The sequence below is a fragment of the Rathayibacter sp. VKM Ac-2762 genome (assembly GCF_009866585.1).
Classification (GTDB): Bacteria; Actinomycetota; Actinomycetes; order Actinomycetales; family Microbacteriaceae; genus Rathayibacter.
The window spans coordinates 3,347,913-3,372,661 of sequence record NZ_CP047419.1 but is presented as its reverse complement, the minus strand read 5'-3'; the positions used below and the strand labels follow the sequence as shown (position 1 = coordinate 3,372,661).

Sequence of the window (24,749 nt, the reverse complement as noted above, 5' to 3'; positions counted from 1 at the left end):
CGGAGGCCGCCGACCGCCAGGATGGACGCATGCCCCACCTCCTCCGAGCCCGCGCCGCCCTCTTCGACATGGACGGGACGCTCGTCGACTCGACGGCCGTCGTGGAGACCATCTGGGGTGCCTTCGCCGAGCGCTTCGCTCTCGACCACGACGCGGTGCTCGGCGCCGTTCACGGTGTCCGCGCCGCCGACAGCGTCCGCCGCTTCGCTCCGGCCGGCAGCGACGTCGACGCGATCGTCGCGGAGCTCGACGCGTACGAGCTCGAGCACACCGAGGGCACCGTCGAGATCCCCGGCGCGACGGCGTTCCTCGCCTCACTCCCCCGCGAGCGCGTCGCCCTGGTCACGTCCGCGAGCCCGGCGCTGGCGGCCGCACGTCTGGCTGCGGCGGGCGTCCCCTCCCCCGACACCGTCGTCACCGCGCACGACGTCGCGAACGGCAAGCCTGCTCCCGACGGCTACCTCGCCGCCGCGGCCCTGCTCGGCGTCTCCCCCGAGGACGCGCTGGTGTTCGAGGACGCCGAGGCCGGCATCCGGGCGGGTCTGGACGCCGGCATGCGCGTGATCGTCGTCGGGAGCCACGAGAGTGCGAGCACCCGGGGGCTGCCCCGGATCGCGCACTACTCCGACGCGCACGCCGCGCTCGAGGGCGACGAGCTCGTCGTCACCCTCGGCGGGCCTCAGTAGCGGATCGCGTCGATCACCTTCACCCGCACGGCGACGATCGCCGGCACCAGGCCCGCGAGCGCGCCGACGAGGGTCGCCGCCCCGAGCCCGAGCAGCGCCGCCTCGGCCGGGAAAGGCGGGATGTCGGCGATGCCGTTGTCCTGCACGAAGGCCACGGTCCACGGGTTCGTGACGAGGATGACCGCGATCGTCACGCCGACCACTCCGGCGACCACGGTCGCCACGACGCTCTCCATCATGATCGAGAAGAAGATGCGGCCGGAGGAGGCGCCGAAGCTGCGTCGGATGCCGATCTCGCGGATCCGCTGCCGGACGGTGACCAGGGCGATGTTGAGCAGTCCGAGCGCGCCGAGCGCCAGCACCAGGCCCGCCACGCCGCCGATCACCCAGGTCAGCACGCCGAAGGGGTCGGAGTCGTAGACCAAATAGTCCTGCCGGTCGACCGACACCTCGAAGTCGGATCCCAGGGCGCCGGCCACGTCGCGCTCCACCGCCGCGGCGAGGGGCTCGGCCAGGTCGAGCGGCACCCACATCTCGTAGTTCGGCACGCCCTGCCCGCCGAACTGCGGGTCGGCGTCGCGGGCGACCGCCGGGTAGGCGTCCGCGAGCATCATCATCGACGGATCCGTCTCGAACTGCGAGGAGGGAGTCACGCCGACCACCACGCCCGTGACGTCGCGCTCGGAGCCGAGCAGGGTGACCACCGGGTGGGTGCGCAGATCCGGGCTCCCGATCCGCTCCCAGAAGCGCTCGTTGACGACGAGGGCGGGAGCGAGGCGCTGGGAGTCGCGGGCGGTGAACCAGGAGCCGTCCACGATCTTCAGCCGGTGCATCTCGGCGAAGGGCTGGTCGACCGCCTGCACCGCGACGTCGACGGCGCCGTCGGCGAACTGGACGCGCGCGCTGCCGTAGGTCGAGCGGCTCGCGTAGGTGATGGAGTAGCGCTCGAGCGCACCGGTCCACGCGGCCTGGAGTGCGTCGGCATCCACCTCGGAGGTGCCGGTACCGGAGGGGTAGGCGGAGAGGAAGAGGCTCGCCGGGCGCCCGCTGGAGCGCTCGGCCTGCTCGATGCTGGCCTGGCGGGCGATGCCGCCGGCGGCGACGACCGCGGTCAGGGCGGCGACGGCCACCGCGACTCCGATCAGCGAGAGCAGCACGCGGCCGCGGTGGATCCGCAGCTCGGTCCACGCCTCGACGATCGCGCCGGCGATCCCGACGAGCGCGCGCATCAGAGGACCACCGCCTCGGCGACGGGACCCGCATCCGCGGTCGAGCCCAGGCGGCCGTGGTCGAGCCGGTAGTGGCGCTCGGCCCGCGCCGCGATGGCCGGGTCGTGGGTGATGGTGACCAGCGCGGAGCCGGACTCGCGGGCGATCTCGTCGAGCAGGCCCATCACGCTCTCGCCGGTGTCGGTGTCGAGGGCGCCCGTCGGCTCGTCGGCGAGGATCAGCCGCGGTCGGCGCACCAGGGCGCGGGCGATCGCGATCCGCTGCTGCTCGCCGCCGGACATGCGCCCGGGCATCGAGTCCACGCGGTGCCCGAGGCCGACGCGCTCCAGCATCTCGGCCGCGAGGTCGCGGCGGCGCCAGAACTCCGATCCGGTCGCGTAGAGCAGCGGCGTCATCACGTTCTCGCGGGCGGTCCGCCCCTCCAGCAGGTTGAACTGCTGGAAGATGAAGCCGATGCTGCCGCCGCGGATGCGCGCGCGGGCCCGCGAGGACAGGGTCTCGGTGGGAGCACCCTCGAGCAGCATCCGACCCTCGGTCGGCTCGTCGATCAGTCCGAGGATGTTGAGCAGCGTCGACTTGCCGGAACCGCTGCGCCCCACGACCGAGACGTGGTCGCCCTCGCCCACCTCGAGATCGACGCCGTCGAGGATCGTCAGCGGCGGCGCATCGGGCAGCGGGACGACCTTGCGGATCCCCTCGAGCCGGAGGATCGTCACGAGCAGAAGACCGAGCCGTCGGGCTGCGCGATGCAGTCGCCGCCCAGCTGGACGTCGGGAGCAGCCTCCTCCGCGCCCGGCACGAACTGCAGGAGCTCGGCGCCCTCCTCCACTCCGCCGGTGATCTCGACGGAGCTGCCGTCGGTGAGTCCCAGCGTCACCGGGACCTCCTCGGTGCTGCCGTCGTCCGCCCGGCGGAACACGACGCCGGACTGGGCGGTGCCCTCGACCGCGGTGGTCGGCACGACGAGGACGTCCTCCGCCTTGCCTCCCGCGAGCGTCACCGAGGCGGCGAGCCCGGGGAACACGGTGACCTCCGTCGGCACCTGGCAGGTGAAGCTCGTGCCGGAGCCGCCGGTGGAGGTTCCACCGCCGCCGCCGTCCGTCGCTCCGCCGGTCGTGCCGCCCTCGCCGGCTCCGGCGAGAGGGGTGCTGATGGTGAGGTCGGTGCAGGTGAAGTCCGCGGGCCCGCCGGTGATCGCGACCTGCGCCTCCGTCGGCCGGTTCTGGATGCGGTAGAGCTGCTGCGCGTCGATCGTGCCGGTGACGGCGTAGCTCGGCGGCGCGACCTGTCCGGTCACCTCGCCGACCGTGACGGCCTGGTCGTGGATGACGCCGAGGGCGCTGAGGGTGCCGCCGGTCGCGGCGTAGACCCGCTCGAAGCGCACGGAGGGCTCCTGCTGGGTGAGGGTGACGGCGCCGTCCGGGCCGGTCGTCTCGACCGGGTCGCGCGGAGTCTCGACGCGGATGTCGTAGATGAGATCGCCCGACGCGACGGCCGCGCCCTGCTGCACGTAGACGTCGTCGACCGTTCCGGCCGCCGTCGCCTTCAGCGGCACGGCGGGGTCGGCGGCGACGGTGCCCTGGAGGGTGAGGTCGTTGGTGACCGTGCCGCGGGCGACCGTGACGGTCGGCTCGGTGATCTCACCGGTCGGCTGCGTCGGATCGGCCTCGGCCGCGCCGTCCGGGAAGAACGCGATCTTCACCAGGGCGATGCTCGCCGCTCCGATGATGACCATCCACACGATCGGGAACACCCAACGCCGAACCGCACCCATCAAGTCCCCCGACTCCGCTTCCAGGGCGCTCCGCCGTGGGGCGCCGGAGGCAGCCTATCCGGCGACGAGGTGGCGTCCCGGACCGTGGCGCGCCCGTCAGCCGACGAGCGCCGCGACGATCGAGGCGACGCGGCGCGCCCTCGTCTCGGCGGCCTTCGCGCCCTCGACCGACGTGACGTGGGCCTTCCGCGCGCTGGGCGAGAGCGCGGCGAAGCGCTCCACAGCGCCCGCTGAGGCCAGCGCGGACGCCAGGTCCTCCGGCACGACGACCTCGCGCGGCGCGGTGTCGAGCTCGATCACGACGTCGATCGCGTCACCGCCGGCGAGCTGCGTCTCGCGGCGCTTCTCGGCCGAGAACGGGATGAGCGCGCGTCCGCCCATTGCTCCGACCGTGCTGGTGAAGCGGTAGCCGTTCACCGTCACCGCGACGGCGGGACGCTTGCCGCCGCCGAGTGCCTCGAGGACCTCGGGCGGCACCTCGATGCCGGTGTTGTTGCCGATCCGGAAGAGCGTCGTGGTGAACTGCACGAGGCGATGATGGCACGGACTCCCGCGTGTCGCGCGGCCGATCGCTGTACTGACGCGGAGGGCCGTCGACTCGATCCTCGTCGACCTCCCGTTCACGGATCCGGAGCGCTCGAGGGCGTTCTCCCCGGCGCTCGGCCGGACCCTGGATCCTCTGTTCAGCCCTGAATCCGCTGTTCAGCGACGACGCCGTCTGCTCCGTCGCCTCCGAGCACGTGTCCGCGATGCTCCTCCCGCACCCCTCCTTCTCGACCTCCAGGTCGAAGGAGATCATCGACGCGCGCTCCCGGGTGCAGGGCCTCTTCGCGGTGAGCGTCGGCAGCCGGGAGGAGATCGGCGAGGTGCTCGGGAACGGGCCGGCCTCAGGCGGCGCCGAGCCGGTCGCGGTGCAGGACCTCGGCTCCATGCGGGCGCGGCCTCGAGGACCCTGACGGGCACGTCCGGGAGTCCCTGTACACGGATCCGGCCGCGGCCGAGGCCGGTCCGCCCCGGGAGTGAGGGGTCGGTGCGCTCAGCAGGAGCGGGTGTCGGGGTCTCCGAGCGAGGAGCGCACGGCGTCGACCGTCATCCTGCCCTCGGGGTCGAGCCGGGCGAGCATGCGCGACATGATGTCGGCCAGCTGCGGGATCTGCTCGGCGTCGAGCGGATCGATGACGTCGGCCAGCACGGTCGCGACGTGACCGGGCGCCGTGTCGACGATCTTCTGGAGGCCGGCGTCGGTGAGCACCGCGTTCGTGGCGCGGCCGTCGGAGGCGCAGGGGCGGCGCTCGAGGTAGCCGCGGGCGACGAGGCGGGTCACCACGTGCGAGAGCCGGGGCAGGGTCGCGTTGGTGCGGGCGGCGAGCGTGGTCATCCGGAGGGCGCGGTCGGGCGCCTCGGACAGCATCGCCAGGGTCAGGTACTCGAAGTGCGTGAGCCCTGCGTCGCGCTGCAGCTGCGTGTCGAGGGCGCCCGGCAGCAGTTCCACGACCGCGATGAAGCGCAGCCAGGCGTCGAGCTGATCGGGCGTCAGCCAGCGTGTCTCGGGCGCACTCATCCCCCCACCCTACCCACTACTTGCCGCGACAAGTAAGTCCCCCGCGCCTCGTTGAGCCGCGTCCCGGGGCTCCGTCGGGAGGCCGACGCGCGCCAGCCTGATCCCACCATCCCCGCAAGCACCGTCCCCGAGGCGAACCAGCGATCCGCGTACCAGCGGATCGCTGTAGCCGAACGCACCCCGCTCCTCAGAACGCCCCCCGTCGCGAAGCCGACCGCGCCACGCCCGTCAGGGACGGGCGTGGCATCGACTACAGCACGTCGTCGCTCAGATCGATCGGGTTGCCGAAGCGGTGGTTCGTGATCGAGATCGCCTGCTCGCGGAGGAAGGGCAGCAGTTCGACGCGGCCGGCGGGGGTGACCGGGTCGGCGTAGACGGCGGTGTCGAGGGCGCCGCCGAGGGCTTCGGCGAGGGCGGTCGCGAGGGGGACGCGGGATCCGTCGGCGCGGGTGAGCGGGACCGGCTTGCCTGTGCTGCCGCGGGTCATGCCGGCGACGACGTCGGTGAAGGAGCCGGTCGAGTCGGACGATCGGCGGACGACGGCCTGCTGTCCGTGCGTCGGGCTGCCGGGGGCCTGCGGGCCCGCGTAACCGTCGACGCGGTCGGAGACGATGTCGCCGATGATGCGGATGCGCGGGGCCGTGATGCGGCCGGCCGCGGCGCGCTCGAGCCACTGGGCGTCGGTCTCGACGACGATGCGCGGGACGAGGCCCGCCATCTCGGCGAGCTCGTCGCCGCCGAGCATCTCCTGAACCCGCGGCGGGAGCGGGAGGGACGTGGAGATGTCCATCCGGGAGCGGGTCAGCAGGCCCGCGGCGATGACGCGGAGGAGCTCTCCGAGGTCGCCGCCGTCGGCCAGGCGCAGCGCGATCGGCACGCGGAGGTAGCGGAACAGGTTGCGCTCGACGCCGACCTTCGAGATGTCGGTGACGACTCCGAACTCGGTCGCCCAGGCGAGCTGGTCGGAGAGTGCGGAGCGGCGGAGCAGGTCGAACTGCTCGAACCGGAGCGAGGACTGGGCCGCCTCGATGAACTGGCGCGCGCGGTCGTCGAGGCCGCGCAGGTGCAGCGTCGAGGAGGAGCGCGCGGGCGAGGGCTTCCAGGAGCCGAGGCCGATGAGGTGGTTGGGTCCGCCCGCCTTCGCGCCGCCGCCGACGGACGAGCGCTTCCAGCCGCCGAAGGGCTGGCGCCGGACGATCGCTCCGGTGATGCCCCGGTTGACGTAGAGGTTGCCCGCCTCGACCGAGTCGATCCAGAGGGCGAGCTCGTCGGCGTGGAGGGAGTGGAGCCCGGCCGTGAGCCCGTACTCGGTGCCGTTCTGCATCCGGACGGCGTCCTCGAGGGTCGCCGCGTGCATGATCCCGAGCACCGGGCCGAAGAACTCGGTGAGGTGGACGTAGCTGTCCTCGGTGACGCCCTCGCGGATCCCGGGCGACCAGAGCGTGCCGCTCTCGTCGAGGCGCTGCGGCTCGACGAGCCACGACTCGCCTCCGCCCAGCGTGGTGAGCGCGTGCAGGAGCTTGCCGGTGGGCTCCTCGATGAGCGGCCCCATCACCGCCGACGGGTCGTCGGGTCGGCCGACGCGGAGCGACGTGACGGCGTCGACCAGCTGGGCGCGGAAGCGCTTGGAGCGGGCGACCGAGCCGACCAGGATCACCAGGGAGGCGGCGGAGCACTTCTGGCCGGCGTGCCCGAAGGCGCTGCGGACGATGTCGGCGACGGCGAGGTCGTAGTCGGCGTGGGGAGTGACGATGATCGCGTTCTTGCCGCTGGTCTCGGCCTGCAGTGCGAGGCCGGGCCGCCAGGAGCGGAAGAGGCGGGCGGTCTCGTAGGAGCCGGTGAGCAGCACGCGGTCCACGAGGGGGTCGGTGATCAGCGCCCGTCCCAGCTCGTCCTCGTCGAGGTCGACCAGGGCGAGGAGCTCCTGCGGGATGCCCGCGTCCCAGAGCGCCTCGACGAGCACAGCCGCCGAGCGGCGGGCCTGGGGCGCCGGCTTCACCACGACTCCGGAGCCGGCGGCGAGCGCCGCGAGGATCGATCCGGCCGGGATGGCGACCGGGAAGTTCCACGGCGGAGCGACGACGGTGACCCGCGCGGGGACGAAGGTGGCCCCGGTGACGGCGTCGAGCTCGCGGGCGCGGGTGGCGTAGTAGTGGGCGAAGTCGATGGCCTCGGAGACCTCGGGGTCGGCCTCGGCGATCGTCTTGCCGGTCTCGGAGGCCATCACCTCGATCAGGCGGTCGCGGTTCGCGGCGAGGACGAGGCCGGCGCGGTCGAGCACGGCCGCTCGGTCGTAGCCCAGGCGCTCGCCCCAGCGCTCCGCGCGGCGGGACACCGTGCGCAGCACCTCCTGGAGCTCCGCCTCGGTGCTCACGCGCGCGGCGTCGGCCGTGCCCGCTCCGATGGTCGAGCCGGCGATGCGCTCGGTGATCAGGCGCGCCCAGCGGCGGTTGCCGGGGAGGGCGGGGTCGGTGTCGGGCTCGTTGTGGAAGCCCGCGGTCGCGGCGGCGGCACCGGAGCCGCGGCTGAGGCCGAGGACGGCCTGCGTCAGGCCCGCGGCGGCCGGGTCCTGCGCCCGCTCGCCGGCGCGGGCGTGCTCCTGCACGAGGCGGCGGCCGGAGCCGGAGGACCACTCCCGCAGGCGGTCCTGCGTGCGGTTCGGCGGCGGGACGGAGTCGTCGAGGGCCTCGAGCGAGGCGCGGAAGCGGCCGAGCTCCCGCTGCAGCACCTCCTCGTCGTCGAGGCGGAACGCGGCCGACAGGAAGTTCTCGGGGCTGCTGTTCTCCTCGAGCCGGCGGATGAGGTACGAGATGGCCACGTCGAACTCGTGCGGGTGCACGACGGGCGTGTAGAGGAGGAGGCGTCCCACGTCCTCGCGGACGGCGCGCGCCTGCCCGGTCGCCATCCCGAGCAGCATCTCGATCTCGACCGCGCCGGTCACCCCGCGCTCGGTCGCCGTGAGCCACGCCCAGGCGAGGTCGAAGAGGTTGTGCCCGGCGACGCCCACGCGCACCGCGTCGACGCGCTCCGGCCGCAGCGCCCGGTCGAGCAGGCGCTTGTAGTTCGTGTCGGCCTCCACCTTGCTGCCGACGGTCGCGAGCGGCCAGTCGTGCAGGGCCGCGTCGACCCGCTCCATCGCGAGGTTCGCGCCCTTCACGACGCGCACCTTGATCGGGGCTCCGCCGCGGGCCCGACGCTCCTGCGCCCACTCGGTCAGCTCGTCGAGCACGCGGACGGAGTCGGGCAGGTAGGCCTGCAGGACGATGCCCGCCTCGAGGTCGAGCATGCCCGGCTGCTCGAGGAGGCGCCGGAACACGGCGACCGTCAGGTCGAGGTCGCGGTACTCCTCCATGTCGAGGTTGATGAAGGTGGGGTCGGCTCCGGACGCGGCGGCCTGGTAGAGCGGGGTGAGACGCTCCACGACGCGGTCGACCTCCTCCTCGAAGGCCCACATCGACAGCTGGCTGACGACGCTCGAGACCTTGACGCTGACGTAGTCGACGTCCGGCCGCTCGAGCAGGCGGAGGCTCCCCTCGAGGCGCCGGCGGGCCTCGCGCTCGCCGAGCACGGCCTCGCCGAGGAGGTTGAGGTTGAGCCGGTCGCCGCCCTCGCGCAGCGCGGCGACGGCCGCACCGAGACGCGCCTCCGAGGCGTCGACCACGAGGTGCCCGACGAGGCGGCGGAGGACCCGGCGGGCCGCGGGCACGACCACCCAGGGCAGCACGGGGCCGACGGCGCCGCCGGTGCTGATCGCGGCGCGCAGGTAGGAGGGGAGGAAGGCGGGCGTCTTCGCGGTGAGCGCCGCGAGGTTCTCGGCCGCGACCGAGAGGTCCTCGGGCCGGGCGACGCCGTCGACGAACCCGACGGTGAAGTCGAGTCCGTTCGGGTCCTGGAGCACGCCCGCGAGCCGCTGGGCGGCGGGCTCGACCGGGAACTCGCCGCTGCGCGCGATCCAGCGGCGGACCAGGGACTCGACGCGCTCGATCATCGGGCGGTCGTCGACCTCGGGCTCGGCGGCGGCGGGCGCGGCGAGCTCCGACTCCGACGCGGCGTCGGGCCCGCGCAGGACCTCGTCCTCAGCATCGCGCACGACCTCGTCGTCGGCATCGGGCTCGCTCACGGCCGCGTCCTGAGCGTCGCGCACGACCTCGTCCTCGTCCTGAACACCGGACTCGCGCAGGTCCTCGTCCTCAGCGTCGGACTCCTGCGCGTCCTGAGGCTCGGCCACGTCCTCGGACGCGGACTCCGGCGCCGGCACGACCTCGGCCCCGCTCACGGAGTCGCGCGCCTCACCGGCCTCGACCTCGTCGTCCGACCCCGTGCCGCCCTCCGGCGTCCGACCACCGACCGTCGCGTCGACGCCGCTCCGCACGGCCGCGTCGTCGGGCTCGCGCTCCGGGTCGCTGCCGGGCACACCTGGGGTCGTGGACTGCTGCATCCTCCGAGGCTAAGCCCGACCCGCCGCCCGGACGCGGCGTGACGCGGTGGTCGCGCCGACTCGCCCGCGAGCCGCCCTGTGGAGGAGCGGATCAGTGCCGGCGGTGGTCCTGGATGGTCATCCGCGGGCCGTGCCGCGGCTTCCTCGCTCCGCTGCAGCCGATCAGCCGGATGACCCGCTGCCGGTGCCCGCGCCACGGCTCGAGGAGCTCGAGCATGCCGTCGTCGTCGACCCCGAGCCGGCCCGTGAGCGCGAAGCCGACGGCCGCGGCCAGGTGGTAGTCGCCCACGCTGACCGCGTCCGGATCTCCGTGGGCGCGCATCATCACCTCGGACGCCGTCCACGGCCCGATCCCCGGCACCGACTGCAGCCGGCGGGCGACCTCGTCGCCGCCCCGCCCGAGCGCGAGGGTCCGCTCGAGGCCGGAGGCGACGAGCGCGGCGGTGAGGACGGTCCGCGAGCGCCGCGGATCCACTCCCGCGCGGTGCCAGTCCCACGAGGGCACGCGCCGCCACTGCTGCGCGCTCGGAGCCACGTGCAGAGCGACCGGCCCCGGGGCGGGCTCCCCGTGGAGGCGCACCAGCACCCGGTAGGCGCGCCACGCCTCCGTGCTCGTGACCTTCTGCTCGAGGACCGACGGCGCGAGCATCTCGAACACCAGGTTCGCGCGCGTGAGGCGCAGGCCCGACGAGCGGCGGAGCACCTCGGCGAGCGGCGCGTGGGCCGACAGGTCGAGCCCGCTCCAGTCGTCGCCGTGGCCGAGGAGCTCGGGGACCGCGTCGATCAGCCACTCCGCTCCCCCGCCCCAGGCGCGCGCGTGGACCGCGCCGTCCGCCGCCTGCCGCAGATGCAGCGTGCCCGGGCCGAGCGGCGTGCGGAACGCCCGCCAGAAGCCGGACGCGTCGAGGAGCATGGTCGGGTCGCCCGAGCCCCGCAGCAGCGTGCGGAGGGTGAGCGCGAGGCTCACCGGCTCCGACGGCGCGTAGACCGTCGCCCAGGAGGGCTCGGGAGCGGAGACGGGGATCGACACGCAGTGATGCTAACCGGCGGCTCCGACACCGGATCGGACGCTCCTCCGCAGAACCCCCATCCACGACGTGTTCGGAGCGACACGCCCGGCGGATTGGTTCAGACGGCGTGAACACATGCGCGGATCCGATCGCCCGTTTCCACTGGTCAGCAGGTCGATCCCGGGCGTAGCTTCGCGCTGTCGCGGCGGCGCTCCAGCTGCCCGGCACCCGCCTATCACTGGAGATGCGCACATGTTCGACACGACCTTCATCCGCAACGCGATCGTCAAGAGCTCTGAGACCGCTCTCGACCGTCGCCGCTTCTTCGAGGCCACCGGCGTCGCCGGCCTCGGCATCGGAGCCGCGGCCCTCGCCGCGCCCACCGCCTCCGCCGAGGAGGTCGCTGCCAGCGGCCCCAGCGACGCCTCGATCCTCAACTTCGCCCTCAACCTCGAGTACCTCGAGGCCGAGTTCTACCTCCGCGCCGTCTACGGCACCGGCCTCGGCGGCTCGGACGTGACCGGCAAGGGCACGCCCGGCGGCGTCATCGGCGGCCGCCCCGTCGACTTCAAGACCCCGTGGCTGAAGAGCTTCGCCACCGAGGTCGCGAACGACGAGAAGGCCCACGTGAAGTTCCTGCGGGCCGCGCTGGGCACCGCGAAGGTGGCTCGCCCGGCGATCAACCTGAAGGACAGCTTCAACTCCGCCGCCGTTGCGGCGGGGCTGATCAAGGCCGGTCAGTCGTTCGACCCGTTCGCGAGCGAATCGAACTTCCTGCTCGGCGCCTTCGTCTTCGAGGACGTGGGAGTGACCGCCTACAAGGGCGCCGCCCCGCTCATCCAGTCGAAGACCTACCTCGACGCGGCCGCCGGCATCCTCGCGGTGGAGGCGTACCACGCTGGCGCGATCCGCTCGGCGATCTACGCCGCCGACCTGTCCGACTCGGCGAACAAGCTCTCCGACGCTCGCGACAGCCTCGACGGCAAGACCGACCTCGACCAGGGCGTCAAGGTCAACGGCCAGGCGAACATCGTCCCGACCGACGCCAGCTCGATCGCGTTCAGCCGCACCCCGGGCCAGGTCCTCAACATCGTGTACCTGAACCCCGCGGCCGGGACGCGCACCGGCGGATTCTTCCCCCGCGGCGTCAACGGCGAGCTCGTCACGACCTAGTCCCACCAGCACCGAGCACGACGACGGGCCCTTCCTCGAGGCGGCGAGGAGGGGCCCGTCGTCGTCCGCGTGCACATCCGTTCACCGGGTCCTCTAACCTGAGCGGGTGAAGATCGGGATCCTGACCTCCGGTGGCGACTGCCCCGGCCTCAACGCCGTCATCCGCGGTGCCGTCTACAAGGGCATCAAGGTCTACGACCAGGAGTTCGTGGGCTTTCGGAATGGCTGGCGCGGAGTGGTCGACGGCGACCTCCTGCCCCTGGGCCGCCCCGAGATCCAGGGCATCGCCAAGCAGGGCGGCACGATCATCGGCACCAGCCGGACGAACCCGTTCGAGGGCGAGAACGGCGGCCCCGAGAAGATCGCCGAGATGATGGACCGCAACGGCATCGACTCGATCATCGCGATCGGCGGCGAGGGCACCCTGGCTGCGGCCAAGCGCCTCACGGACGCGGGTCTCAAGATCGTCGGCGTCCCCAAGACCATCGACAACGACCTCGGCGCCACCGACTACACCTTCGGCTTCGACACCGCCGTCGGCATTGCGACCGACGCGATGGACCGCCTCCGCACCACCGGCGACTCGCACGGCCGCTGCATGGTCGCCGAGGTCATGGGCCGCCACGTCGGCTGGATCGCCCTGCACTCCGGCATGGCCGCGGGCGCCCACGTCATCCTCATCCCGGAGAAGCGCACCTCCCTCGACCAGATCGTCGAGTGGGTGCAGAGCGCGCAGGATCGCGGGCGCGCACCGCTCGTCGTGGTCGCCGAGGGCTTCTCGCTCGACACGATGGACGACGCCCACTCCGAGCGCGGCCTCGACGCCTTCGGCCGGCCCCGCCTCGGCGGCATCGGCGAGCTGCTGGCACCGCTCATCGAGGAGCGCACCGGCATCGAGACCCGCGCCACGACGCTCGGCCACATCCAGCGCGGAGGCACGCCCACCGCGTTCGACCGCGTCCTCGCGACCCGCCTGGGCATGGCCGCCATCGACTCCGTCGTCGCCGAGCACTGGGGCCGCATGGTCGCCCTGCGCGGCACCGACATCTACCACGTGGACTTCGCCGAGGCGCTCGGCACCCTCAAGACGGTCCCGGACGCCCGCTACGAGGAGGCGCGCACCCTCTTCGGGTAGCGCGCGCTCCCCGCGGAGCGGGTCAGCCCTTCGCGCCGTCCGGCGTCGCCGTGGCGACGATCTGCGCCCGCGCAAGGGTGTGGAAGTGCGCGTTGAAGCCGAGGATCGCCGGCGTCGACTCCGGATCGAGGTCGAGCGACTCGACGTCGAGGGCGTGCACCACGAAGAAGTAGCGGTGCTCGCGGTCCGGCGGCGCCGCTCCGACGAACTGGCGCAGCCGCATCTCGTTGGGCAGCGTCTGCGCGCCCGCCGGGAGCAGCTCGAAGCCGGCGGCTCCGGCTCCCGTGGGGAGCTCCGTGGTGTCGGCCGGGAGGTTGTAGACGGCCCAGTGCCAGAAGCCGGAGCCGGTGGGCGCGTCGGGGTCGAACACCGTCACGGCGAAGCTCTTCGTCTCGGCGGGGGCTCCCGACCAGCGCAGGTGCGGCGAGACGTCCTCCCCGCCGGAGCCCTCGCCGTAGTGGCGGGCGGACAGGGGCGCACCGTCGGCGATGTCGTCGCTCTCGAGCGCGAAGGTCGGCACCTCGCCGAGGCGGGCGTAGGGGTCGTAGGTCCAGTCGGACATCCGGTTTCTCCGTTCGGGAAGGGCGGGCGGGGGCCCGCGCCCTCAGCCTAGGAACCCGGCGGTGCGCGCCGAAGGGCTTGCGGAGGGGGTCAGGACCCGAGATAGCGCCCGGGCCGGTGGTTGAACGCCAGGACCAGGTTGAGCACCACCACTCCCGCCGCCGAGATCAGCACGTTCAGCGGAGGCACCACCAGCAGCGCGGCCGCGACCACGCACGCGTCGAGCGCCATCATCACGTAGCCCGCCCGCCACCCGAGCCGCTCCTGCGCGATCAGGGCGACGATGCTGAACCCGCCCAGGCTCGACCCGTGCCGGAAGAGGATCAGGAGGCCGATCCCCGCGAGCACGTCGCCCGTGAGGACGCCGTAGACGGGCTCGATCCGCAGCTCGCCGAACGCCAGCGGGTGCAGCCCCGCCAGGACCGAGACCAGCACGATCGAGAACATGGTCCGCAGCGTGAACCGCCAGCCCTTCTTCCACAGCGAGAGGGCGAGGAACGGCACGTTGACCGTGACGAGGATGACGCCGAACGGGATGTCGAGCGGGTATCCCAGCAGCAGCGCGAGACCCGCGGTACCGCCCGTGACCGCCTGGCTCGCGCGCAGCAGGTAGAGGCCGAGCGACACGACGAACGCACCGGTGACGAGACCGAAGACGTCCTCGAGGCGGGAGTGCGGCACGGGGGCGGAGGCGTCGGGCACCCGACGATGCTGCCACACGCCGCGCCCCGGTCCGGACGTCCTCGTAGGATGTGCCGGTGCTGCCGAAGATCCTCCTGTTCTACCGCTTCGTGCCGCTGGCCGACCCCGAGTCCGTGCGGCTCTGGCAGCGCGAGCTGTGCGAGTCGCTGGGCCTGCGCGGGCGCCTGCTGATCTCGGAGCACGGGGTGAACGGCACGCTGGGCGGCGGGATGGACGCCCTGAAGCGCTACGTCCGCCGCACCCGCGAGTACTCGGCCTTCCGCGGGCTCGAGGTGAAGTGGAGCGACGGCTCCGGCCTCGACGACGCTGGCCGCAGCCTCGACTTCCCCGGTCTCTCGGTGAAGGTGCGCGACGAGATCGTCTCGTTCGGCGCGCCCGACGAGCTGCGGGTGGACGCCGAAGGGGTCGTCGGGACGGCTCCGCGGCTCGACCCGGACCAGCTGGACGCCCTGGTCGCCGAGCGCGACGACGTGGTGCTCTTCGACGGCCGCAACGCCTTCGAAGCCGAGATCGGCCGGTTCGAGGGGGCGATCGTGCCGGGGGTCTCCAGCACCCGCGAGTTCGTCGAGCAGCTCGACGCCGGCGTCTACGACCACCTCAAGGGCCGGCCCGTGGTCACGTACTGCACCGGCGGCATCCGCTGCGAGGTGCTGTCGAGCCTGATGACGGCGCGCGGCTTCGGCGAGGTGTACCAGCTCGACGGCGGCGTCGTCCGCTACGCCGAGGCGCGGCGTGACCGCGGACTGTGGAAGGGGGCCCTGTACGTCTTCGACGGCCGCGGCTCCGTCTCCTTCTCCCCCGACGCCGAGGTGCTCGGCCGCTGCACCTCGTGCGCCGCGCCGACCAGCCGGATGCGCAACTGCACCGACCTCTCCTGCCGCGCCCAGCTCGTGGTGTGCGCGGACTGCGATGCGGCGGCCTGCGCCGCGCACGCGGGCCCTACGCTCGTGCCATGAGCATCGAAGCGCGCGGGCGCACCCTCGTCGACCTCCACACCGCCCCCGAGCTGCTGCAGGTGGTGAACGTCTGGGACGTGATCAGCGCGACCACGATCGCCGCACTCCCGGAGACCCGGGCGCTCGCGACCGCCAGCCACTCCATCGCGGCGGCGTTCGGCTACGAGGACGGCGAGCGGATCCCGCTGGAGCTGCACCTGGGCATGATCGAGCGCATCGTCGCCGCCGTCGAGGTCCCGGTCTCGGCCGACCTCGAGGCGGGCTACGGCGACACGGGCGAGACGGTCCGGCGCGCGATCGGGATCGGCGTCGTGGGCGCGAACCTGGAGGACCAGGCGAAGCCGCTCCCGGAGGCGCTGCGGGCGGTCGAGAAGGCCGTCGCCGCGGCCGAGGAGGAGGCGGTGCCCTTCGCGCTCAACGCCCGCACGGACGTGCTTCTCCGTGCCGGCGACCGCGACCGCGACGAGGTCCTGGCCGACGCCGTCGAGCGCGGCCGCGCCTACCTCGACGCCGGCGCCACCTGCTTCTTCGTCCCCGGGCTGCTCCAGGACGCCGAGCTGGAGTCCCTCGTCGCCGCCCTCGGGCGGCAGCGCGTCAGCGTCATCGGCGTCCCCGGATCCCAGTCCCCCGCCCGCTTCGAGGAGCTCGGGCTGGCCCGCGTCTCCTACGGTCCGTGGACGCAGCGCGTCGCCCTGACGGCGCTCCAGGACGCGGCCGCCGCCCTCTACTCCGGCGGATCGCTCCCCGAGGGCACCCGGCCCCTGAACTGACCGCCCGGCCGCGGGCCCGCGGGCGTAGCGTGGGCCCATGTACCGAGCCATCGTCGTCGAGCGGCACTCCGACTCCGACACCGACACCCCCAACCGAGCCCGCCTCCTCGAGCGCGACGATCCCGACCGCTCGCACGGCGACGTGTCGATCGCCGTCGAGTACTCGAGCGTCAACTACAAGGACGCCCTGGCGCTGGCGGGGCGGCCCGGGATCGTGCGCCGCACCCCGCTCGTCGCCGGCATCGACCTGGTCGGCACCGTGGAGTACGCGGACGGCGAGGCGGGCGAGCGCTTCGACTCCGGCGACCGGGTGGTGCTCAACGGCGCCGGCCTCGGCGAGCGCCACGACGGCGGGCTCGCCGAGCGGGCGCGTGTCGACTCCGCGTCGCTGCTCCGGCTGCCCGGCGCCATCTCGGCGGCACGGGCCGGAGCGATCGGCACCGCGGGCTTCACGGCGATGCTGGCCGTGCTGGCGCTCGAGCGGCACGGCGTGCGGCCGGGCAGCGGTCCCGTCCTGGTGACGGGGGCCTCGGGAGGCGTGGGGTCGCTCGCCGTCGCGCTCCTGGCGCGCCTGGGCCACGAGGTCGTCGCCTCGACCGGCCGGCTCGGCGAGCACGGCGCTCTGCTCCAGCGCTTGGGCGCCTCCGACGTCATCGACCGCGCCGAGCTGCAGGAGGGCGGGAAGCCGCTGCAGTCCGAGCGCTGGGCGGGAGCGGTGGACTCCGCCGGCTCGCACACGCTCGCGAACGCCCTCGCGCAGACGCGGTGGGGCGGGACCGTGGCGGCATGCGGTCTCGCGCAGGGGCCGGACCTGCCGGTGAGCGTGATGCCGTTCATCCTGCGCGGAGTGACGCTGGCCGGCATCAACTCGGTGGAGGCGCCGCGCAAGCTCCGCGAGGAGGCCTGGCGCCGCCTCGCTCACGACCTCGACCTGGAGCTGCTCGACGAGCTGACGACGACGGTGCCGCTCGGCGGGGCGGTCGACGCGGCCGAGGACGTGCTCGCCGGCCGCTTGCACGGTCGGACGCTGGTGGACGTCCGCGCCTGAGTGCACGGCGTCGCCGGAGGGCGTCCGCCCGCCTCGAGCGTGGCGTAGGGGGGCGCCCCGGCCGGCGCTGCGGGGCGGCTGCTCGTGCGGCGGTGCGCTACTCCGCGGCCTCGGTGGCGCCGCTCGGCTCGGCCGACGCGTGACCGACGGAGGAGTCGGGCCGCGCGGCGCGGGGCTTCGCCGGCGTGCGGGGCTTCGGCGCTGGCTTCGCGGCCGGCCCCGGCTTCGCGGGGGCGGGCTCGGCGGACTCGGATCCGGCGGGCTTCGGCTCAGCGGCCTTCGATCCCGCGGACTTCGGCTCGGCGGGCTTCGGCTCCGCGGACTTCGGCTCGACGGGCTTCGGCTCCGCGGGCTTCACCGGGGCTGCGGACTCGATCGGCTCGGAGCCGATGACGTCCACGGGCGCGGAACCCCCGGACCCGGCCGGCGTGCTCGCGGCGGTCCGAGCACTCGTCTTCGGAGCGGCCTTCGGAGTGGCCTTCGGGCTCTTCGGAGCGGCCCCCGCTGCTGACTCCGTCGGAGCCGCGACGTCCTCCGCGGCGCCGTCCGCCTCCGGAGCCGCGGTCGCCGCTGTCGCCGCGCTCCCGCCGCTCGCAGCCTCCCGGCCCTCGACCACCGTCGCCGGACCCGCCGCTTCCGCGGCCACGGCCGCGGCCTCCGCCGCCTTCGCCTTCTTCTTCGCGCGCTTCTCCGCGGCGGCCGCCTGGGCCCGCTCCGCCTGCTCGGCGACCTCGGGGACGATCACGAGGTCGTCGGTCTCGATCACGGGGATCGCCGCGGTCGTCGTTCCCAGCTGGAGTGCCGCGATCAGCTCGGGAGCGTGCTTGGTGCTCACGATCAGGCGGGAGTAGTCCTCGTCGACCAGGTCGATCACGACGGCCGAGGCGGTGCGCTTGATCAGCAGGAAGTCCTTGCCGCCGTGGAACTTCCACGTGCCGGCCGCGAGCGTGAGCGGCACCGCGGTGCCCGGCGCGCGGATGCCCCGGACCCAGATCCAGGGGTCCTCGGTGACCGTCGCCGAGCGGATGCTCGACCGGTCGACGACGACGTCGCTGCGGTGGAACGCGAGCAGTCGCTCGGCCGCGGTGAGGCGGAGTTCGAGGCGGTCGGGGAGCACGGTCACGACGGGCATGCCTCTAGTCTGCCCCGCCGCCCGCCGCCGGGTCAGCGCCGGATCGCACAACGATGCCCCGCCGCCCGCGTGGGTGGCAGCATGGTCGGATGCCGATGGATCCGGACGAGGCGCGCCTCCTCGACGCGCTGCTGGCCGAGCGGCAGGCCGAGACGCGCGACGAGGTGGCCCGGCTCGAGGCCTCGCTGGCCGAGCTCCTGCGCGACCGTGCCGACGGCACCGCCGATGACGAGCACGACCCGGAGGGCACGCCGCTCTCGGCCGAGTGGTCGCGGATGGCCGGAGTCCGCGACGCTCTCGGCCGCACGGCGCGCGAGCTCGACGCCGCTCGCACCCGCCTCGGCACCGGCGGCTACGGGGACTGCGCCTCGTGCGGCCGCCCGATCGGAGCCGCCCGCCTCGCCGCCCGGCCCACGGCCGAGCTCTGCATCGACTGCGCCCGTCTGGCGGAGTCGCGCACCCGCTGACACCCCGCGAGGCGAGCCTGCGGCGAGCCCTCCGCCTGAAGGCCCCCACAGATCCCGGCGTGCGGAAACCCGGTTTCTCCTGCGAGCATTCACATCCGGTCGCGTCCCTCGAACAGGTCTGACGGACCCCCCTCCCCCCCCCCTGCTCGAAAGGCACTCCTGCGATGACCGAGACGTCGACCGCCCGATCGACCGGCGCCCCTCCCGCCCCCGACAAGCGCGCCTGGCGCTCGCTGATCGTCCTGCTCGCGGGCATGTTCATCGCCCTGCTCGACACGACCATCGTGAACGTGGCGCTGCCCACCATCCGCACCACGCTCGACGCCTCCGAGTCGACGCTCTCCTGGATCATCTCCGGCTACGCCCTCGCGTTCGGCCTCGCCCTCATCCCCGCCGGCCGCCTCGGCGACCGCTTCGGGCACAAGTGGGTCTTCGTCAGCGGCATCGCCCTCTTCACCGTCGCCAGCTTCGCGTGCGGACTGGCCGCGGACGACACCCAGCTCGTCATCGCCCGCATCGTGCAGGGCCTGGCGGGCGGCGTCTTCGTCCCGGCGGTCAACGCCTACATCCAGATCCTCTTCCGCGGTCCCTCGCGCGGCAAGGCGTTCGCGGTCATGGGCGCGGTCCTCGGCGTCTCGTCGGCGCTCGGCCCGATCATCGGCGGCCTGATCATCCAGGCCTTCGGCGACGAGAACGGCTGGCGCCTGGTCTTCTGGGTGAACCTGCCCATCGGCGTCGCGACCCTGATCGCCGCCGCGGTCCTCCTCCCCGCCCGCCGCGACCTCGAGGCCGGCGACCGCGCCCCGAGCGGAGGCGTCGACTGGCTCGGCCTCGTGCTCGTCTCCGGCGGCCTGGTCGCCCTGCTCGTCCCGCTCATCCAGGGCGAGGACGAGGGCTGGCCGCTGTGGACCTTCCTCTCGATCGCCGGCGGAGTCCTGCTCCTCGCCGCGTTCGGCGCCTGGGAGGTCCTCCACGTCCGCCGCGGCCGCGCTCCCCTGGTGCCGCCGTCGCTGTTCCGACACCCGGCCTTCACCGGAGGCGTGATCCTCGCGCTGGTCTACTTCGCGGCCTTCACGAGCATCTTCTTCACCATCTCGCTGCTCTGGCAGTCGGGCCTCGGCCACACCGCGCTCGAGTCGGGCCTGGTGTCGATCCCCTTCGCGATCGGCAGCATCATCAGCTCCTCGCAGAGCAACCGGATGACCGCGCGCCTGGGGCGCAACGTCCTGGTGATGGGCAGCGGACTGCTCGCCATCGGGCTCGGCTGGGTCTGGCTGGTGCTGCTGACCGCGACCCCGGACTCGATCAGCAACTGGCAGCTCCTGCCGCCGCTGCTGATCGCGGGCCTCGGCAACGGCTTCTTCATCGCCCCGAACGTGCAGTTCATCGTCTCGACCGTCGACCCGCAGGACGCGGGCGCGGCGAGCGGCGTGATCTCGGCGATCCAGCGCATCGGCTCGGCCGTGGGCATCGCGGTCATCGGCAGCGTGCTGTTCGGGAGCCTCGTCATCACAGGTCCGGACACGGTCGCCTCGGGCTTCCTCGACGCCGCGGCTCCCGCGATGCTCCTCAGCACCCTGATGGCGGTCGCCGCCTTCGCGCTGGTGTTCGTGCTGCCGAAGTCGGTCTCACGCCGGGGCTGAGGGCCCCTGCCCGGTCACCGCACGCCGACGGCCGGGCGCGCGGGACGTCCGCCGCTCCAGTGCGGCGGGCGCCTCCCGCCTGATCCGCGGGTGGCCCAGGAGCCTACGCCCGAGCGGCCGCCGCGGCCTTCGCCGCCGCCGGCAGCGCGTCCACGATGCGCCCGATCGCCGCGTCGTCGTGCGCGGCCGAGACGAACCAGGCCTCGTACACCGACGGCGGCAGCGAGACGCCCGCGTCGAGCATCGCGTGGAAGAACGCCGGGTAGCGGAACGACTCCTGCGCCTGGACCTCGGCGTAGTCCCGCACCGGCCGGCCCAGGTCCGTGAACATGAAGCTGAAGAGGCTCCCGGCCGTCTGCACCGTGTGCGCGACGCCCTCGGCCGTCAGCGCCGCCGACACCTCGCGCTGGAGCGTCAGCGCCGTGGCGTCCAGCGAGGCGTAGACCGCGTCGTCGGCCAGCTGTAGCGTCCGGATGCCCGCGGCCACCGCGACCGGGTTCCCGGAGAGGGTGCCCGCCTGGTACACCGGCCCGAGCGGTGCCAGGTGGTCCATGACGTCCGCACGGCCGCCGAGAGCCGCGACCGGCATCCCTCCGCCGATGACCTTGCCGAAGGTGTAGAGGTCGGCCCGGTACGGAGCCTCGGCGCCGCGGTTCTCGAGCCCCCACCAGCCGCCGGCGCTCACCCGGAAGCCGGTCAGCACCTCGTCCATGATCAGCAGCGATCCGTTCGCGTGCACGAGCTCGGCGAGGGCCGCGTTGAAGCCCGGGTCCGGAGCGACGACGCCCATGTTGGCGGCCGCGGCCTCGGTGATGACCGCCGCGATGTCGGCGCCGCGCTCGGCCAGGACCGCGCGCACCGCCTCGAGGTCGTTGTACGGCAGCACGATCGTCTGGGCCGCGGTCGCGGCCGTGACGCCGGCGGAGGCGGGCAGCGAGAGAGTCGCGAGACCGGAGCCGGCATCGGCGAGCAGCCCGTCGGAGTGGCCGTGGTAGTGGCCGGAGAACTTGATCAGCAGGTCGCGGCCGGTGACGCCGCGGGCGAGGCGGATCGCCGTCATCGTCGCCTCGGTGCCGGTGGAGACCAGGCGGAGCTTCTCGATCGGCGAGACTCCCCCGGCCGTGATCCGCGCCTCGACCAGCTCGGCGAGATCCGTCTCGGCGGGAGTGGACGCGCCGAACGAGAGACCGCGGGCGGCCGCCTCCTGCACCGCCGCGACGACCTCGGGGTGCGCGTGCCCGAGGACCGCGGGGCCCCAGGAGCAGACGAGGTCGACGTACTCGCGCCCGTCCGCGTCCGTGATGTACGGGCCGGCGGCCGAGACCATGAAGCGCGGGGTCCCGCCGACCGAGCGGAACGCTCTGACGGGCGAGTTGACGCCTCCGGGGATCGCGTGCCGGGCACGCTCGTACAGGGTGTCGTTCGCCGAGGTGGTCACCCCTCCAGGGTACGCGCGCCGCCCGGCGCCCTCGCGCCGGAGGAGCGCTTTCGGACGAGATGCCGAGGCTCGCTCCCGGGAGGAGGAGCGGCTACTTCAGCAGGTCGCGAGCGATCTCGACGGCCCAGTAGGTGAGAACCGCGCCGGCCCCCGCGCGGAGGATCCCCGTGACCGACTCCAGGATCGCCGGCTCGCGCGAGATCCAGCCGTTCGCGGCGGCGGCCTCGATCATCGCGTACTCCCCCGACACCTGGTACGCCCAGACCGGCACGTCCGAGACGGAGGCGACGTCCGAGAGCACGTCGAGGTAGCTCATGGCCGGCTTCACCATCACCACGTCGGCGCCCTCGGCGAGGTCGAGGGTCGCCTCGCGCAGGCCCTCGCGGCGGTTCGCCGGGTCCTGCTGGTAGGTGCGGCGATCGCCCTCGAGCGTGGACTGCACGGCCTCGCGGAACGGACCGTAGAAGCTGGAGGCGTACTTCGCCGAGTACGCGAGGATCGCGGTGTCCAGGTGCCCGGCACCGTCGAGAGCGGCGCGGATCGCTCCGACCTGGCCGTCCATCATCCCCGAGAGCCCGAGCAGGTGGGAGCCGGCCTCGGCCTGGGCGAGCGCCATCTCCTCGTAGCGGAGGAGCGTGGCGTCGTTGTCGACGCGCCCGCGGTCGTCGAGCACGCCGCAGTGGCCGTGGTCGGTGAACTCGTCCAGGCACAGGTCGGTCTGCACGACCAGCGCGTCGCCGACCTCCTCGACGACGACCCGCGTCCCGGCGTTGAGCACGCCGTCGGGGTCGGTCGCACCGGAGCCGACCGCGTCGCGCGTGGTGGGCACGCCGAACAGCATCACGCCGCCGATCCCCGCCTCGGCCGCCTCCGTCACCGCTCCGCGGACGCTGTCCAGCGAGTGGTGCATCACCCCCGGCATCGACCCGATCGGCCGGGCCTCGGTGATCCCCTCGGCCACGAAGAGGGGCAGGATCAGCTGCGCCGGGTGGATGCGCGTCTCCTGGACGAGACGGCGGAGTGCGGGGGTCGTGCGGAGGCGGCGCGGGCGGATGGCAGTCATGTCCTCCAGCGTAATCCCGCCCCGCCGAGCACCTCCCGGGAGCGCGGACGCCTCACCCCGTGGAGGTGCTCCGGACGCACGACGTCAGCCGAGAGGCGGGTCCCCGGCCTGTGGGGCGAGGCCCGCCCCTCCCGGCCGACGTCGCGCCGGGGAGGCGGCTCAGCGGGGAGCGCGCTCCGTGGCGACGGCGGCGACCGCGTCGATGAGGGAGGAGGCCGAGCGCTCGTCGGCGACGACGTCGACGCGCAGGCCGAAGGCGCGGGCGTCCTTCGCGGTCTGCGGGCCGATCGCGGCGACGAGGATCGACTCGGGCACCGGGCCGAGCTGCTTCTGGACCTGCTCCGCCACGCTGCCCGAGGTGACGAGGATCGCGTGCACGGCTCCGCCGGCGACATCCGCCACGACGCGCTCCTCCACCGGGACGCCGACCGTGCGGTAGGCGACCACGGAGCGCACGTCGTGCCCGATGCGGGTGAGGCCCTCGGTGAGCAGCGGCTTGGCGATCTCGGACCGCAGCGTCAGCACGCGCAGGGGGTGCCGGCCGCCGGTGGCCTCCTCCCACTCGGCCAGGAGGCCGCGGGCGGAGTTGTCCTCGGAGGGGACGAGGTCCACGGAGTAGCCGGCGGCGACGAGCGCGGCCGCCGTGGTCTCGCCGACCGCCGCCACCTTGGTGCTCGCGGGCACGGTGGTGCGCAGGAGGGAGAGGACATCGACCGTGGTGGCACTCGTGACGGTCATCCAGTCGAAGGCGCCGGCCTCGAGGTCGGCGAGGGCCTGCTCGAGCGCGGGGAAGTCGTCGGTCGGCGCGAAGTTGATCATCGGAGCGACGACGGGCGAGGCTCCCTTGGCACGGAGAGCGGCGGCGACACCGTCCCCCCACGGGCCTCCGCGGGGGACGAGGATGCGCCACCCCTGCAACGGCTTCTCCCACTGGGAGTAGGCGGCGGGGACGATCACGAAGGGGCTCCCAGGGGTGCGAGTTCGGCGGCACCCGCACCGAGAAGCGCGTCAGCGAGCAGAGAGCCGCAACGGAACGCGGCTTCGACGACGGGCAGTTCGCGACCACCATACTGCGGATCCGCCCGGTGTCGACCACCGCCGACCGAACCGTTATCGACCGGCTCCGCGACCTCCCGTGCGAGGGACGCCGTGCCGTCGACGGCGAAGACCACGCCGTGCAGGACGACGCGGTCCTCCTCGACGACCGCGGAGGCTCCGATCGGAGCGGCGCACCCGGCCTCGAGGGAGGCGAGGAGCGACCGCTCGGCCGTGATCGCCGCGCGGGTCGGCACGTGCTCGACCGCTGCGAGAGCGGCGCGAAGCTCCTCCGACGGCTCCTCGTCGCGCACCTCGATGGCCAGCGCTCCCTGACCGGGGGCGTGCGGGGAGACGTCGAAGCCGAGCACCTCGGTGATCGCGTCGACACGGCCGAGGCGGCGCAGGCCGGACAGGGCGAGCACGATCGCGTCCAGCGGCGAGTCGCTGCCGGGCAGCACCCTCCGGAGCCGGGTGTCGATGTTGCCGCGGATGTCCACGATCTCGAGGTCCGGACGGGCGGCCAGCAGCGCCGCGCGCCGACGGGGCGAGCCCGTGCCCACGCGGGCTCCGACCGGCAGGGTCGCCAGGGTGAGCCCTTCGCGGGCGCAGAGCGCGTCGCGCGGGTCCTCTCGCTCGGGGACCGCTCCGAGCAGCAGGCCCTCCACCGCAGCGGTGGGCAGGTCCTTCAGCGAGTGCACGATCGCATCGCAGCGCCCGGCGAGCAGCGCGTCGCGCAGGGCGCTGACGAAGACGCCGGTGCCGCCGAGGGAGGCGAGCGAGCCGCGCATGCGGTCGCCGTCCGACTCGATGCGCACCAGCTCCACGGGGACCCCCGCGGCGGCCGACATCAGATCGGCCGTCATCCGGGTCTGCGCCACCGCGAGCGCGCTCGCGCGGGTGCCGACTCTGATGCTCACGACAGACG

The 24,749-nt window shown here is 73.7% G+C and carries 23 protein-coding genes; 9 read left to right on the top strand and 14 right to left on the bottom strand.

Going from position 1 to position 24,749, the window contains the following annotated elements:
* Positions 1–29: 29 nt before the first annotated feature.
* Complete coding sequence (locus GTU71_RS15850; protein WP_104226157.1) at positions 30–686, top strand: HAD-IA family hydrolase; 657 nt, start codon at positions 30–32, stop codon at positions 684–686.
* Here GTU71_RS15850 and GTU71_RS15845 read toward each other — a convergent pair.
* The 4 genes from GTU71_RS15845 to GTU71_RS15830 form a co-directional block, all read right to left on the bottom strand.
* Positions 680–1,915, bottom strand: coding sequence for an ABC transporter permease (locus GTU71_RS15845; protein WP_159940981.1), 1,236 nt, complete (start codon positions 1,913–1,915; stop codon positions 680–682). The two genes, GTU71_RS15850 and GTU71_RS15845, sit on opposite strands and share 7 nt — an antisense overlap.
* Positions 1,915–2,631, bottom strand: coding sequence for an ABC transporter ATP-binding protein (locus GTU71_RS15840; RefSeq protein WP_104283158.1), 717 nt, complete (start codon positions 2,629–2,631; stop codon positions 1,915–1,917). The genes GTU71_RS15845 and GTU71_RS15840 overlap by 1 nt, the downstream gene beginning before the upstream one ends.
* Positions 2,628–3,650: an efflux RND transporter periplasmic adaptor subunit gene (locus GTU71_RS15835; RefSeq protein ID WP_159940979.1), complete on the bottom strand. Its 1,023-nt coding sequence runs from the start codon at positions 3,648–3,650 to the stop codon at positions 2,628–2,630. The genes GTU71_RS15840 and GTU71_RS15835 overlap by 4 nt, the downstream gene beginning before the upstream one ends.
* Positions 3,651–3,785: 135 nt before the next feature.
* Entirely contained in the window at positions 3,786–4,217 is a 432-nt protein-coding gene (locus tag GTU71_RS15830; protein ID WP_104283156.1) for a YdeI/OmpD-associated family protein, read from the bottom strand.
* A gap of 212 nt (positions 4,218–4,429) precedes the next feature.
* On the opposite strand from GTU71_RS15830, the gene GTU71_RS15825 reads away from it, so the two are divergent.
* On the top strand, positions 4,430–4,645 hold the full coding sequence (locus GTU71_RS15825; RefSeq protein ID WP_104283155.1) for a hypothetical protein: 216 nt from the start codon (positions 4,430–4,432) through the stop codon (positions 4,643–4,645).
* An 80-nt stretch (positions 4,646–4,725) separates the two neighbouring features.
* Here the strand turns inward: GTU71_RS15825 and GTU71_RS15820 are convergent, their stop codons facing one another.
* The 3 genes from GTU71_RS15820 to GTU71_RS15810 all read right to left on the bottom strand — a co-directional run bounded on the left by GTU71_RS15820 (position 4,726) and on the right by GTU71_RS15810 (position 10,718).
* The gene (locus tag GTU71_RS15820; protein WP_104233099.1) at positions 4,726–5,250 is read right to left on the bottom strand and encodes a MarR family transcriptional regulator; all 525 of its coding nucleotides are present in this window, start codon (positions 5,248–5,250) and stop codon (positions 4,726–4,728) included.
* A gap of 250 nt (positions 5,251–5,500) precedes the next feature.
* Complete coding sequence (locus GTU71_RS15815) at positions 5,501–9,238, bottom strand: proline dehydrogenase family protein (RefSeq protein ID WP_208543650.1); 3,738 nt, start codon at positions 9,236–9,238, stop codon at positions 5,501–5,503.
* 541 nt (positions 9,239–9,779) lie between these two features.
* The gene (locus GTU71_RS15810; protein WP_104328832.1) at positions 9,780–10,718 is read right to left on the bottom strand and encodes a DNA-3-methyladenine glycosylase; all 939 of its coding nucleotides are present in this window, start codon (positions 10,716–10,718) and stop codon (positions 9,780–9,782) included.
* 232 nt (positions 10,719–10,950) lie between these two features.
* Between GTU71_RS15810 and GTU71_RS15805 the strand changes: the two genes are divergently transcribed.
* Positions 10,951–11,871, top strand: a complete 921-nt coding sequence (locus GTU71_RS15805) for a ferritin-like domain-containing protein (RefSeq protein ID WP_104283153.1) — start codon at positions 10,951–10,953, stop codon at positions 11,869–11,871.
* Positions 11,872–11,977: 106 nt separating this feature from the next.
* Positions 11,978–13,006, top strand: a complete 1,029-nt coding sequence (locus GTU71_RS15800) for a 6-phosphofructokinase (RefSeq protein WP_104237632.1) — start codon at positions 11,978–11,980, stop codon at positions 13,004–13,006.
* 22 nt (positions 13,007–13,028) lie between these two features.
* Here the strand turns inward: GTU71_RS15800 and GTU71_RS15795 are convergent, their stop codons facing one another.
* Both GTU71_RS15795 and GTU71_RS15790 read right to left on the bottom strand, forming a co-directional pair.
* Positions 13,029–13,568 carry a YbhB/YbcL family Raf kinase inhibitor-like protein gene (locus GTU71_RS15795; protein ID WP_104222867.1) on the bottom strand — a complete coding sequence of 180 codons (540 nt, stop codon included), beginning with the start codon at positions 13,566–13,568 and terminating at the stop codon, positions 13,029–13,031.
* A gap of 89 nt (positions 13,569–13,657) precedes the next feature.
* A complete protein-coding gene (locus GTU71_RS15790; protein ID WP_244230588.1) occupies positions 13,658–14,269 on the bottom strand; it encodes a YitT family protein in 612 nt (203 codons plus the stop codon).
* A gap of 59 nt (positions 14,270–14,328) precedes the next feature.
* Here GTU71_RS15790 and GTU71_RS15785 point away from each other — a divergent pair, with 59 nt between their 5' ends.
* Genes GTU71_RS15785 through GTU71_RS15775 form a run of 3 tightly spaced genes read left to right on the top strand, consistent with a single transcriptional unit; the run spans position 14,329 to position 17,043 of the window.
* Positions 14,329–15,225 (top strand): rhodanese-related sulfurtransferase, encoded by an 897-nt coding sequence (locus tag GTU71_RS15785; protein ID WP_208543649.1) that lies wholly within the window; start codon positions 14,329–14,331, stop codon positions 15,223–15,225.
* On the top strand, positions 15,222–15,995 hold the full coding sequence (locus GTU71_RS15780) for an isocitrate lyase/phosphoenolpyruvate mutase family protein (RefSeq protein ID WP_159940975.1): 774 nt from the start codon (positions 15,222–15,224) through the stop codon (positions 15,993–15,995). Before GTU71_RS15785 ends, GTU71_RS15780 begins: the two co-directional genes overlap by 4 nt.
* A 37-nt stretch (positions 15,996–16,032) precedes the next feature.
* Positions 16,033–17,043 (top strand): MDR family oxidoreductase, encoded by a 1,011-nt coding sequence (locus GTU71_RS15775; protein WP_159940973.1) that lies wholly within the window; start codon positions 16,033–16,035, stop codon positions 17,041–17,043.
* 97 nt (positions 17,044–17,140) lie between these two features.
* Here the strand turns inward: GTU71_RS15775 and GTU71_RS16540 are convergent, their stop codons facing one another.
* Positions 17,141–18,175: a hypothetical protein gene (locus GTU71_RS16540; RefSeq protein ID WP_244230587.1), complete on the bottom strand. Its 1,035-nt coding sequence runs from the start codon at positions 18,173–18,175 to the stop codon at positions 17,141–17,143.
* Positions 18,176–18,264: 89 nt separating this feature from the next.
* Here GTU71_RS16540 and GTU71_RS15765 point away from each other — a divergent pair, with 89 nt between their 5' ends.
* Positions 18,265–18,642, top strand: a complete 378-nt coding sequence (locus GTU71_RS15765; RefSeq protein WP_244230586.1) for a TraR/DksA family transcriptional regulator — start codon at positions 18,265–18,267, stop codon at positions 18,640–18,642.
* Between the two features lie 164 nt (positions 18,643–18,806).
* The gene (locus tag GTU71_RS15760; RefSeq protein WP_159940971.1) at positions 18,807–20,285 is read left to right on the top strand and encodes an MFS transporter; all 1,479 of its coding nucleotides are present in this window, start codon (positions 18,807–18,809) and stop codon (positions 20,283–20,285) included.
* A 103-nt stretch (positions 20,286–20,388) separates the two neighbouring features.
* Here GTU71_RS15760 and hemL read toward each other — a convergent pair whose 3' ends face one another.
* The 4 genes from hemL to hemC form a co-directional block, all read right to left on the bottom strand.
* A complete protein-coding gene (gene hemL, locus GTU71_RS15755; protein ID WP_104246920.1) occupies positions 20,389–21,723 on the bottom strand; it encodes a glutamate-1-semialdehyde 2,1-aminomutase in 1,335 nt (444 codons plus the stop codon).
* 91 nt (positions 21,724–21,814) lie between these two features.
* Entirely contained in the window at positions 21,815–22,786 is a 972-nt protein-coding gene (gene hemB / locus GTU71_RS15750; RefSeq protein WP_159940969.1) for a porphobilinogen synthase, read from the bottom strand.
* 159 nt (positions 22,787–22,945) lie between these two features.
* Complete coding sequence (locus tag GTU71_RS15745) at positions 22,946–23,740, bottom strand: uroporphyrinogen-III synthase (RefSeq protein ID WP_104222950.1); 795 nt, start codon at positions 23,738–23,740, stop codon at positions 22,946–22,948.
* Positions 23,740–24,741, bottom strand: a complete 1,002-nt coding sequence (gene hemC / locus GTU71_RS15740; protein WP_159940967.1) for a hydroxymethylbilane synthase — start codon at positions 24,739–24,741, stop codon at positions 23,740–23,742. The genes GTU71_RS15745 and hemC overlap by 1 nt, the downstream gene beginning before the upstream one ends.
* Positions 24,742–24,749: the final 8 nt, after the last annotated feature.

Bases quoted from the DNA above. Each gene is read 5' to 3' on its own strand.
- GTU71_RS15850 (WP_104226157.1), top strand. From the start codon at position 30: ATGCCCCACCTCCTCCGAGCCCGCGCCGCCCTCTTCGACATGGACGGG.
- GTU71_RS16540 (WP_244230587.1), bottom strand. From the start codon at position 18,175: ATGCCCGTCGTGACCGTGCTCCCCGACCGCCTCGAACTCCGCCTCACC.
- GTU71_RS15780 (WP_159940975.1), top strand. From the start codon at position 15,222: ATGAGCATCGAAGCGCGCGGGCGCACCCTCGTCGACCTCCACACCGCC.
- GTU71_RS15795 (WP_104222867.1), bottom strand. From the start codon at position 13,568: ATGTCCGACTGGACCTACGACCCCTACGCCCGCCTCGGCGAGGTGCCG.
- GTU71_RS15765 (WP_244230586.1), top strand. From the start codon at position 18,265: ATGCCGATGGATCCGGACGAGGCGCGCCTCCTCGACGCGCTGCTGGCC.
- GTU71_RS15805 (WP_104283153.1), top strand. From the start codon at position 10,951: ATGTTCGACACGACCTTCATCCGCAACGCGATCGTCAAGAGCTCTGAG.
- GTU71_RS15815 (WP_208543650.1), bottom strand. From the start codon at position 9,238: ATGATCGAGCGCGTCGAGTCCCTGGTCCGCCGCTGGATCGCGCGCAGC.
- GTU71_RS15775 (WP_159940973.1), top strand. From the start codon at position 16,033: ATGTACCGAGCCATCGTCGTCGAGCGGCACTCCGACTCCGACACCGAC.
- GTU71_RS15845 (WP_159940981.1), bottom strand. From the start codon at position 1,915: ATGCGCGCGCTCGTCGGGATCGCCGGCGCGATCGTCGAGGCGTGGACC.
- hemB (WP_159940969.1), bottom strand. From the start codon at position 22,786: ATGACTGCCATCCGCCCGCGCCGCCTCCGCACGACCCCCGCACTCCGC.
- GTU71_RS15760 (WP_159940971.1), top strand. From the start codon at position 18,807: ATGACCGAGACGTCGACCGCCCGATCGACCGGCGCCCCTCCCGCCCCC.
- GTU71_RS15820 (WP_104233099.1), bottom strand. From the start codon at position 5,250: ATGAGTGCGCCCGAGACACGCTGGCTGACGCCCGATCAGCTCGACGCC.
- GTU71_RS15835 (WP_159940979.1), bottom strand. From the start codon at position 3,650: ATGGTCATCATCGGAGCGGCGAGCATCGCCCTGGTGAAGATCGCGTTC.